The following is a 10,927-nucleotide window of genomic DNA, read 5'->3' as shown; positions in this document are numbered from 1 at the left end:
CCCGCCGCGGGCCGCTGCCCGGCCGTGCCCGGCTCCGGCCGCCCGTCCGGCGCCTCCGCGAGCAGCTCGCGCGGGATCAGCACCACCGCCGTCGTCCCGCCGTACGGGGACGGCCGCAGGTGCACCCGGATGCCGTGCCGGCGGGCCAGCCGGCTGACCACGAACAGGCCCAGCCGGTCGGTGTCGGCGAGGTCGAACTCCTGCTCCACGGCGAGGCGTTCGTTGATCTCGGCGAGCAGCTGCTCGCTCAGCCCGAGGCCGCGGTCGTCGATCTCCAGCGCGAAGCCGTGCGCCACCACCTCGCCCTGGACGGTGACCTGGGTGCTCGGCGGGGAGAACACGGCGGCGTTCTCGACGAGTTCGGCGACCAGGTGGGTGACGTCCGCGACGGCGCTGCCGAGCAGGCCGGTGCCGGGGAACGGCCGGACGATCACCCGGGCGTAGTCCTCGACCTCGCCGACCGCCGCCCGGACCACGTCCACCATCCGGACCGGCTTGCGCCAGGCGCGCCCGGGCGAGCCGCCGGCCAGGATGATCAGGCCCTCGGCGTGCCGGCGCATGCGGGTGGTGAGGTGGTCGACCTTGAAGAGGTCCTCCAGCTCCGCCGGGTCCTCGGTGCGGCGCTCCATGGTGTCGAGCAGGGTGAGCTGGCGGTGCAGCAGCACCTGGCTGCGCCGGGCCAGGTTGACGAACACCGCCGAGACCCCGCGCCGCAGTTCGGCCTGTTCGACGGCGGCCTCGACGGCGGCGCGTTGCACCGCGTTGAAGGCCTGGCCGACCTGGCCGATCTCGGCGTCCCCGAAGTGCAGCTCGGGGGCCTCGGTGGCCACGTCCACCGGCTCGCCGCGGCGCAGCCGCAGCATGACGGACGGCAGCCGGGTGCCGGCCAGCTCGTGGGCCGCGTTGCGCAGGCCGATCAGCTGGCGGGCGAGGCCGCGGCCGATCCGGAACGAGATCATGATCGACAGCACCACGGCGACCAGGCCGATGGCACCGGCGATGCCGCCGCGCCACAGCAGTCCCATCGAGGCGGACCGCGCGCGCTCGTCCAGCCCGGCGGAGATCCGGCTGTTGATCGAGGCGAGGTCGCCGAGCGCCCGGTCGGCGGTCACCCGCCAGGAGTCGCTGTTGAGCGCCTGGACCACCCGCTCGGGGCCGCCGGCGCCGACGAAGTCCGCCTCGGCGCGGGCCAGCGCGCCCCAGGCCTCGCCGCCGCGCAGCGCGACGTAGTCGGACTGGTCGGCGGGGTCGAGTTCGGCGACGTAGACGGTGAACAGCGCCTGCTGGTTGTGCAGGGCGTCCAACGCGACCTGGTACTGCTCGGCGGTGGGCTTGGCGACGCCGGTGCGCAGGCCCTCCATCGCCGCGTCCTCCTGCGACAGGTACTCGCGGGCGCGCACCAGCTCGATCAGGATGGTGCCCTGACGCGGGAGTTGGCCGCTCTGCCGGGCGACGTAGGCGGACCGGAAGCCGAACACCGGCTTGACCAGGTCGCTGTACTGGCCCAGCGCGAACTCCCAGTTCAGCGCGGAGCGGCCGACCTGGGCGCGGAGCGGTCCGAGCTGGTCGGCGGCGGCGACGATCTGCACGAAGCGGCCGCGCTGCGGGGCGGAGAGCTTGCCCGCGGAGGTGTCCTTCTTCTGCCGCAGCACGTCCAGGCTGCGGTCGGTGGCGGCCTTGGCCCGCTCGTAGCCGTCCCTGGCGGCCGGCGAACGCGGGTCGGCCAGGCGCTGGACGGCGGCGCGGCGCTCGTTCTGCAGGTCCCCGGTGTACTGGTCGACCGGGCCCGCGAACTCCTTGTACGTACGGCTGATCCCGAGCTGGCTCCAGACGTCCCCGGTGGTGGCGATCGTCGCGTAGGCCCACAGCGCGGCGAGCGCGACGATGGGCACCAGGAGCAGCGCGATGATCTTCGCGCGGATCGAGCTGCTGCGCAGACGCATGGAGTCCTCGGTCGGGAAGTGCCAGGCGCGGACGGGGAGCGGTGGGAATGGCGGGAGCAGTGGAGGGACGGTGTCGAGGCGCCGGTTCAGGGCCGGATCGGGGCCGAGGCGGAGCCGGGTCGGTGCTGGTACGGGGCTGGTACGGGGGGTGGCGCGGGACGGCATGGAGGGTGCCGAGGGCAAGGTCGGAGGAGGGGTTTCCGGCCACAGGTCTGCGAGACTCTACTACGCCCTCACCACTCGTTCGAGGGGCGAACCAGTCCACCGACCGGTCTCGTCCCGCACACGTCAGAAACCGGCCTCCCCCTCCCCCGCTTCGCGTCCGGAATGTCCGCCCGTGCCCGGAAATGCGGGATTGACACGAGGCCCCCGCACCCTCAGCGGTTCCTCCTCCGCACCTCCCCGGGGACGACACCACCGGAGGAGGCCGGTGCCGATCTCGTCGTGTCACCGCCACAACCCTGGGCAGTGACAGGGTGATCCGATAGTTTCGGCCCACCCCGTACTACCGGCACCGAACTGGGGAGGACTGTGCGCGAGTTCACCACCCCCGCCCCGGCCGTGCCCGAGGCCTCCGGAGGACTCGCCGACTCCCTCTACGACACCGCCGGGCGCACCCCCGACCTGGTCCAGCTGTCCTGGCGGACCGAGGACGGGCAGTGGCAGGACGTCACCGCCCGGGAGTTCCGGGACCAGGTCCTCGCCCTGGCCAAGGGTCTGCTCACCCACGGCGTGCGCTACGGCGACCGGGTCGCCCTGATGTCCCGCACCCGCTACGAGTGGACGCTGTTCGACTACGCACTCTGGTCGATCGGCGCGATCACCGTGCCGGTCTACCCCACCGCCTCCCCCGAACAGGTGCGCTGGATCCTCGCCGAGACCCAGGCGGTGGCCTGCCTGGTCGAGGACGAGGACGCCGCGATGACCGTCGGCGCGGTCTGCGACGCGCTGCCCGACCTCACCGGCATCTGGCAACTGGACCGCGACTGCGTCGCCGCGATCACCGAGGACGGCCTCGGCGTGCCCGACTCCCTGGTGCACCGCCAGCGCCTCGGCGTCGCCGCCGGGAACATCGCCACCGTCGTCTACACCTCGGGCACCACCGGCCGCCCCAAGGGCTGCCTGATCACCCACGCCAACCTGGCCGCCGAGGCGGACGCCCTGCTCGCCGGCTGGGGGGACGTCCTGCGCGACACCGGCGGCGGCCGCCCCGCCACCCTGCTGTTCCTGCCGCTCGCGCACGTCTACGGGCGGGCCGTGCAGATCGCGGCGATCCGCGGCGGCTTCCGGATCGGGCACATCCCCGAGGTCTCCACCGACGCGCTGCTGCCCGCGCTGGAGACCTTCCGCCCGACCTTCCTGCACGCCGTCCCGTACGTCTTCGAGAAGATCTTCCAGCAGGCCCGGCGGGCCGCCGAGGACGCCGGGCGCGGCGAACTCTTCGAGCAGGCCCGGCAGGTGGCCGTCGACTGGGCCGCCGCCCGGGAGCAGAAGGCCTTCGGCCGCGGCCCCGGACCGGGCCCGGCCCTGCGGCTGCGCCACCTCGCGTACGAGCGGACCGTCTACCCGAGGCTGCGGGCGGTGCTCGGCGGCCGGGTGCGCAGCGTGATGTGCGGCGGCTCCACGCTCCGGCGCGAGCTGGGCCTGTTCTTCACCGGCGCGGGCCTCCAGCTGTACGAGGGCTACGGGCTGACCGAGACCACCGCCGCGATCACCGCCAACCCGGCCGGCCGGCAGAAGCTCGGCACGGTCGGACAGCCGGTGCCGGGGGCCTCGGTGGCGATCGCCGACGACGGCGAGGTGTGGGTGCGCGGCGGCTCGGTCTTCGGCGGCTACCTCAACCATCCGCGGTGCACCGCCGAGTCCCTGGTCGACGGGTGGTTCGCGACCGGCGACCTGGGCCGGCTGGACGAGGACGGCTACCTCAGCATCACCGGCCGCAAGAAGGACCTGATCGTCACCAGCAGCGGCAAGAACCTGGCCCCGGCGGCCCTGGAGGAACGGGTCGAGGCGCACCCGCTGGTCTCCCAGTGCCTGGTGGTGGGCGACGACCGCCCGTACGTGGCCGCACTGATCACGCTCGACCCGGCCGCCCTGGCGCACTGGCTGAAGACCCACGGGCGGGAGCAGGCGGACCCGTGGACGGTGCTCGCGGACGAGGAGCTGCACGTGGAGGTCCAGCGTGCGGTGGCGGCCGCGAACACGGCCGTCTCGCGGGCCGAGTCGATCCGCGCGTTCCGGCTGCTGCCACGGGAGTTCAGCCAGGAGCAGGGGCTGCTGACGCCCTCGCTCAAGCTGCGGCGGGCGGCGATCGCCGAGCACTACGCGACGGACATCGAGGAGTTGTACCTGCCCTGAACCGGGGCTGTCCGTCTGGTCCTTGACGTACCGTCTTGTCCCTTGTGCCACAGGCAGGATGACCGCGCAGCGGCGAACTGGTTCATCCGCCGTTCCCTTGACGGCCTTATTGGTCTAGTCCATTGTTGCGACGATCCAGAGTTCCACGGTCCGATTCCGCTCACGCCCTCCCCACGGGCGTACCCCCACCTGCTGGAGTCCTCACGTGTCGATGTCCACACGCCTGTCCGCGCCCCCGTCCACACGCCTGTCCACGCGCCTGTCCGCGCTGGCCGCCTCGGTCGCCCTGCTCACCGGCCTCGCCGCACCGGCGGCCTCGGCCGACACCGCCCCGGCCGGCGGTCCGAGCGCCCAGGCCGCCCCGACCGTCAACCTCGCCACCAACCCCGGCTTCGAACTGCCCTCCCCCGACCTCGCCGACTGGGGCAGCGTCCCCGGCTGGAGCTGCACCGGCGGACCGGCCGAAGCGGCCGTCACCGCCAACGCCCCGCACACCGGCGCCTCCGCGCTGACCGTCACCCCCGCGAACGCCGACTCCACCGGGGAGTGCGCGCAGACCGTCGCGGTCCAGCCCAACACCACCTACACGGCCTCCGCCTGGGTGCGCGGCAACTTCGTCTACCTGGGCGCCACCGGCACCGGCAAGGACGTCGCACCCGCCTGGACGGAGACCACCGGCGGCGGCTGGCAGCGGCTGAGCACCCGGTTCACCACCGGCCCGAACGCGCGCAGCATCCGGCTGTACGTCCACGGCTGGTACCAGCAGGGCCCGTTCTCCGTGGACGACGTCCGGGTGGACGGCCCCGCACCCGCCCCGGCCGTCGCCGCCGGCTCCGTCCCCACCAACGACAAGGTCGTCTTCTTCACCGTGGACGACGGCTGGCAGCGCACCCCCGAGGCGGAACGGTTCATCGCCGACCACCGGCTGCCGATCACCGCCTTCCCGCTGCCGATGCCGGCCGCCACCGACCCGGACTTCTTCCGGCGGGTCACCGCCGTACCCGGCTCCTCGGTCCAGGACCACAGCGTCTCCCACACCGACCTCAGCACGCTCCCGCTGGAACGGCAGCAGGTCGAGATCTGCGACGCCCGTGACTCCATGACCCGCATCTTCGGCACCACGCCGACGTTCTTCCGCCCGCCGTACTTCACCTGGAACGCCGACACCCTGCAGGCCGCCGCCAACTGCGGCATCCGCACCGTGCTCACCGCCGACGCGGACTTCAGCTGGGGCGCCGCCAACATCTGGCACCCGGGCCTGCTGCAGCCGGGCGACGTCGTCCTGATGCACTGGACCGACACCCTCGCCTCCGACCTCCAGCGCGCCCTCGCCGCCGCCGACGCCGCCGGGCTCAAGCCGGCCGGCCTGGTCGACTACCTCCGCTGACGGGCACCGTCCGGGCCTGACGGACGCGCCGCCGCCTCCGAGGGGGCGGCGGCGCGTCGCCGTTCGCTCGGGCGCTCCCGCGCTCCGGCACTCAGACTCCGAAGACGTCTCCCGTCGATCCGATCAGGCGCGCTTCGAAGTCGGCCGCGGAGGTGATGTCCTGGGCCGGGATCGCACCGCCCGCCTCGTGCTCCCCCGCCGTGACCAGCTTCTCCTCCCAGCCGGCGGCCAGGTAGGACACGTCCGCCCAGCCCCCGCGGAAGAGCACCACCTCCAGTTCCCCACCGGTCAGCGGGTCGGCCAGCCGCAGGCCGACCGAGTCCGGATCGACGACCCGGGAACGGTCCGTCTCCAGCGGCGGCGGCCACGGTGCGAGCCAATCACGCCAGGTGAGCGGGCCCACCGTCAGTCGGGCCGCACGCCACCCCGGGGCCCGGGCGGCGATCCGCGCGGCGGCGTCGTCGAGGTCCACCACACGTTCCACGGCAGCTTCCGGTTCCTCTCAGGCGGCGATCGTCCTCGTTGACAGCGTGTCCGCGGCCTGGCTCTAATGGGGGCGTGCAGCGCGGCGTCGGCCACAGAGTAGTGGGCCGGCCGACAGCCGAGCGAGCACCTTTCCGAAGGGACGATGCGCGATGAGCACTCTCTCCGCTTCCCTGATCTGACGCCGGGCGGTCACCGCGCTGCCCGCGTGCGCGAACCGTGCCCCGTGACGGACGCCGCCGTACACGCGACCAGCCGTATCACCGGCTCCGGAGCTCGGCACTCGGCACAGCAGGTGACCGCGACTTCCCCTTTCCTCTCTGGAGATCCACCACACACGCATGCCCATGTCCTTCAACCAGAACGTCATCGAGGAGTTCCGCGCCAACGGCGGGCGGGTCGGCGGCCCGTTCGAGGGCAGCGACCTGCTGTTGCTGACCACCACCGGGGCACGCTCCGGGCGGCCGCACACCGTGCCGCTCGGGTACGTCCGGGCGGAGGGGCTGCTCCTGGTCGTCGCCTCGGCCGCCGGGGCGCCGGAACACCCCCAGTGGTACCGCAACCTCCTCGCCCACCCGGTGGTCCGGGTCGAGATCGGCGCCGAGGCCATCGACAACGCAGGATTCGGCGTCGAGGCCTTCGACACCGTCGCCGTGCCCGCCGAAGGCGACCGCCGGGAACGGCTGTTCGCCGCCGTCGTCCGGCAGGCTCCGGGTTACGGCGACTACCAGGCGCACACCGACCGGGAGTTGCCGGTCGTCGTCCTGGAACGACCCGAGCCGCCCTCCGTCAGCCCCGCCCCGGTGGTGCGCAGCCTCGCCGACAAGCTGCTGGAGGCGCACACCTGGCTGCGCGCACAGCTGCGCCACGTACGGGAGGCAGCGCACGCCCACCTCCCGGGCCGACCGGCCCCGCTCGGGCTGCAGCTGCGCCAGCACTGCCTGGCCTTCTGCGACGGGCTGACGCACCACCACACCGGCGAGGACACCGCCGTGTTCCCCGCCCTCGCGCGCAGCCACCCGGAGCTGGCCGACGTCCTGGCGCGGCTCGACGAGCAGCACCGGGCCATCGGGCGGATCAAGGAGGAGCTGGTGGCCCTGCTGGCCGGGATCACGGTCACCGAACCGGAGCGGCTCCGTACGGAGCTGGACCGGATGTCCGCCGAACTGGAGGCGCACCTCGACTTCGAGGAGGCGGAACTCCTGCCGGTCCTCGCCGGCATCCCCTTCCCGCCGACCGGACCGGCCTCGGCCAGGCCCGCGCCGAACGGATCCGCGCCGAACGGCCGCTGAAACGGCGGTGCCGCCGTCCCCTCCCGAAGCGTGGGAGGGGACGGCGGCACCGGCATGCCCCAGGACGGGACAGTGCCCGTCGGAGCCCGTCCATTACGACGGTCCGCCGAAGCGGTTCGCTACGGCGGTCCGCCACGACGACCGCTGCGGGCCGATCCGGCTCCTACGGCCCTTACGGCCTACCGTCCTCAGGACGCCGAGAACACCGGCAGGTAGCCGCCGGACTGGCCGGCCGCCTTCGGGTGGTAGCTCTCGTCGACCGGCAGGGTGGCGCTGTTCAGCCAGGTGGTCAGCGAGCCGCAGATCTCGTGCTCGGTGAAGACGTTGCGGACGTCGCCGAAGGCGAAGCCGGCGTTGGCGGCCCGCTTGGCGAGGACGCCGTCCAGGGTGTCGGCGGCACTGTTGATGGCGGCGCGAGCCGTGTCGCCGATGCCGAAGATGCAGCTGCCGCCGATCTTGTAGATGTGCGGGTAGCCCATCACCACGACGTGGGCGTTGGGGGACTTCGACTTGATCGCCGAGTACACCTTGTCCAGCTGGCCGGGCAGGGTGGTGGTGGCGTAGTTCTTGGCGGTGTTGACGGCGTTGACGCAGTCGGACTCCGAACCGAGGACACAGGTCTGCATGGTGTCGGCGAAACCGGCGTCGTTGCCGCCGACCGAGATGCTGACCAGCGTGGTGCCGGCGTCCAGGGCGGAGATCTGGCTGTTGAGGATGTCACCGGTCTTGGCGCCCGAACAGGCCACGAACTTGAAGGAGGACGGCGCGTGCGCGTTCTTCCAGAGGTACGCGTACGCGTTGGTGCTGCGCTTGCAGCTGCCGCTGTCGCTCAGGTAGCTGCCGGCACCGACGCCGGAGGAGTACGAGTCCCCGAGGGCCACGTAGTTGACACCGGCGGCGTTCGCGGACGACGCGGCGAAGAGCGTCGTCATGGTGAGGCCTGCCGCTACGGCGGCGATGGACAGGGCACGGGCAGGGCGGATCATCGCATCTCCAGTGGGGTGGCGTGGCGAGGGTCACAGAAGTGATACCAGGCGGTAGCCAAACCCGGAAGCGGTCATGCCAAGGATATTGACGGGCCGTCCGACAGCCCGGAGATGAATTGCCGCCGACAATCCGGGATTTCGCCCAGGTCAGCGGGGGTACGCGGTGACGCGCGTAGCGCAGCGCGCGTAGACCGGCAACTTGCGGAAGTTCTGTGCACGGTAAGCGGGGGGCTGCCGCCCGGTTACCGCCGAGTCAGATTCGAAGCGGGTGCCGAGGGACGCAGGGGGGGCTGACGGAACACCTCAAGGCACGTCAGAAGGTGGGCGGAACAGGGCATCGGCGGAACCGGTGAAATTCACCGGTGAGCCTGATCGGACCCGTGCGGCTGATTGGACGCGTGCGGCTGACGGTTGACGTCCGCCATGGCCGCGCCTGCCGTACGTGCCGCGCGATGTGGCAGCGCGTCAAGGCAGCACGGCGGGACACCACGCCAGGGCAGCGCATCAGGGCGCCCCGCCAGGAGGTCGCGCAGGGGTACGGCGACGCGCGTGGTCAGCCGTGCACGCCGGGGCGGCCACCACCGAGGTGCACGGCACCCGGGTAGACGGCGCCCGGGGAGACCGTGCAGCCCTCGACCGGCAGCTCCTCGATCGCCTCGTTCGCGGCCGCTGGCACGCCGAGCCAGCGCGCGGCGGTGGCGACCGCCGCGCGGGCCTGACGCAGGCCGGGCGCGCCCCAGCCGAGCAGCTCGACGGCGAGGCCCGGCGCGACCAGCAGTCGCCGGTAGTGCCGGCCCGAGGCCGGGTCGGCCACGCTCGGGCCGACCTCCCGCAGCGCCGCCGCCATCCGGACCCGCGCGCACTCGTGCCCGCCGTTCGCCGAACCGACCCGGTCGTAGAGGTAGCCGAGGTAGTACGGCCGGCCGATCACGGCCTGCGCCTCCTCGGCGGCCTCCCGGGCCAGGGCGGCCGCCGGATCACCGCCGTCCTCCGGCTCCAGCGACCCGCCGGGCAGCGAGCAGATCCCGTCCCTGGGGTTCACCAGCGTCAGCACCCGCCCGTCCGGTGCGAACAGCCACCCCCAGGACTGCTTGACCGGCAGCCCCTCCGGCACCTGCTCGCCCGGCCGCCACGGCCAGCCCGCGGTGGGACGCCGCCGCACCTTCCCGAGCAGTTCGGCGATCTCCGCGCTGTACTCGATCGGGCTCATGCTCTCGCCCCGCGGCGCTCGGCGGGGGTGCTCGCCCCTGCGCACCCCCTGGCACCGAGCTCGCTCCGCTCGCTCATCCGTCCCCCTCTCGCTGTCGGGCTTCGCCGGACCGGCGGTGCGCGGGGAGGACCTGCAGGGCGCGGTACGGAGCGGCCGGAGCGGCGGCGTGGGGCACCGCACGCTCCTGCTGTTGATCTTCTCCGAATCTTCCCCGAACAGGCGGTCGATGAACAGTCCCCAGCGCCGCATGGTGGACGCGGAGGCGGCGAACGCGGTGGACGCGGAGGCGGCGAGCCCCTCGATCACCCCAGCGGCCCACCCCCTTCCCCGGCGCCCCGGAAGCCGGGCAGCGGGAACCCGGGCCGAGGGTCCACCCCGGGCGGGAACGGCATCCCACGCGCGGCGTCGTCGGCCAGCTCGTCGAACACCTCGTGCGCCGTCATCGGCCGCAGCCGCCCGCCGGTCAACGCCCAGCCGAGCACCGGCGGCCGGAGCCCGGCGTCGTCGGCCGGGGAGGCCGGACCCCTGGCCGGGGCGGACCGGCCGTCGGCCCGACCGGCGGCCCGGACACCCGCCGACGGATCGCCGTGCAGCAGCAACGACCCCTCCCCGCCCAGGGCGACGCCCGCCGCGAGCGTGACGCAGAACGCCTCGGCGTCCCGCCCGGCCGGGTACAGCCGCCCCTCCTCCACACAGACGTCCACCGCCGAGGTGAGCTCCTCGCCGTCCTCCGGGCCGTGGCAGCGCAGCGTCAGCAGGTGACACCCCTCCCCCGCGCCCTCGGCGAGGGCCAGGTAGACGGACGTCACGTACCGCATCACGGCCGCCATCCGGAACTGCCCGTCCGGATCCTCGCCGACGGCGTCCAGCAGGGCCGCGCAGGCCACGGACATCCGCACCCGCGCCCGGTGGTCGTCCAGCAGCACCGGGAGCAGCTCGGCCAGCCGCTCCCCCGCGTAGACGAACGGCTCCCCCGCCAGCTCGGGATCGCCCGCGTAGGCGACCCGGGCGGCGGGCATCCGGGGATCGAGGCCGAGCGCCTCGCAGTAGTCCTCGAAGTCGCCCGCCTCCAGGACCCGCAGGTGCACCTCCAGCCCCTGCCGGTGCAGGGCCGTGAGCTGCTCCTCCGCCCGCCGCAGGTAGGCCTGGTGCCCGAGCCCGCCGAACAGCCCGTACCGCGCCAGCCCGGCGAAGTCCCCGGCGTCGACGGCCAGGGCCACCGCCACCGGCTGGGGCGGCGGCGCGCCCCGGACCCGCCCGCCGAGCCC

Annotated in this window: 8 protein-coding genes; 3 read left to right on the top strand and 5 right to left on the bottom strand. The window is 73.5% G+C overall.

The genetic code is table 11. The annotated features are described in order from the left end of the window. On the bottom strand, positions 1-1,943 hold a 1,943-nt coding region (locus AE652_RS24070; protein ID WP_049654915.1), incomplete at its 3' end, for a nitrate- and nitrite sensing domain-containing protein. Between the two features lie 531 nt (positions 1,944-2,474). Here AE652_RS24070 and AE652_RS24065 point away from each other — a divergent pair. Both AE652_RS24065 and AE652_RS24060 read left to right on the top strand, forming a co-directional pair. Continuing rightward, the gene (locus AE652_RS24065) at positions 2,475-4,301 is read left to right on the top strand and encodes a long-chain fatty acid--CoA ligase (RefSeq protein WP_049654914.1); all 1,827 of its coding nucleotides are present in this window, start codon (positions 2,475-2,477) and stop codon (positions 4,299-4,301) included. 211 nt (positions 4,302-4,512) lie between these two features. Continuing rightward, entirely contained in the window at positions 4,513-5,688 is a 1,176-nt protein-coding gene (locus tag AE652_RS24060; RefSeq protein WP_049654913.1) for a polysaccharide deacetylase family protein, read from the top strand. A 91-nt stretch (positions 5,689-5,779) separates the two neighbouring features. Here the strand turns inward: AE652_RS24060 and AE652_RS24055 are convergent, their stop codons facing one another. After that, complete coding sequence (locus AE652_RS24055) at positions 5,780-6,172, bottom strand: hypothetical protein (protein WP_063780243.1); 393 nt, start codon at positions 6,170-6,172, stop codon at positions 5,780-5,782. A 340-nt stretch (positions 6,173-6,512) separates the two neighbouring features. On the opposite strand from AE652_RS24055, the gene AE652_RS24050 reads away from it, so the two are divergent. Beyond that, entirely contained in the window at positions 6,513-7,463 is a 951-nt protein-coding gene (locus AE652_RS24050) for a nitroreductase/quinone reductase family protein (RefSeq protein WP_049654911.1), read from the top strand. Between the two features lie 188 nt (positions 7,464-7,651). On the opposite strand, the gene AE652_RS24045 is transcribed toward AE652_RS24050, so the two are convergent. The 3 genes from AE652_RS24045 to AE652_RS24035 all read right to left on the bottom strand — a co-directional run. Further along, positions 7,652-8,449: an SGNH/GDSL hydrolase family protein gene (locus tag AE652_RS24045; protein ID WP_053112220.1), complete on the bottom strand. Its 798-nt coding sequence runs from the start codon at positions 8,447-8,449 to the stop codon at positions 7,652-7,654. 553 nt (positions 8,450-9,002) lie between these two features. Beyond that, on the bottom strand, positions 9,003-9,659 hold the full coding sequence (locus AE652_RS24040) for an NUDIX domain-containing protein (protein ID WP_063780242.1): 657 nt from the start codon (positions 9,657-9,659) through the stop codon (positions 9,003-9,005). Between the two features lie 302 nt (positions 9,660-9,961). Beyond that, positions 9,962-10,927 (bottom strand): hypothetical protein (locus AE652_RS24035; RefSeq protein WP_049654910.1); only part of this gene is annotated, 966 nt, incomplete at its 5' end.

The organism is Kitasatospora sp. MY 5-36, from assembly GCF_001182915.1.
Classification (GTDB): domain Bacteria; phylum Actinomycetota; class Actinomycetes; order Streptomycetales; family Streptomycetaceae; genus Kitasatospora.
Note: the sequence above shows the minus strand (reverse complement) of the source record. Positions and strands in the feature narration are given on the sequence as shown.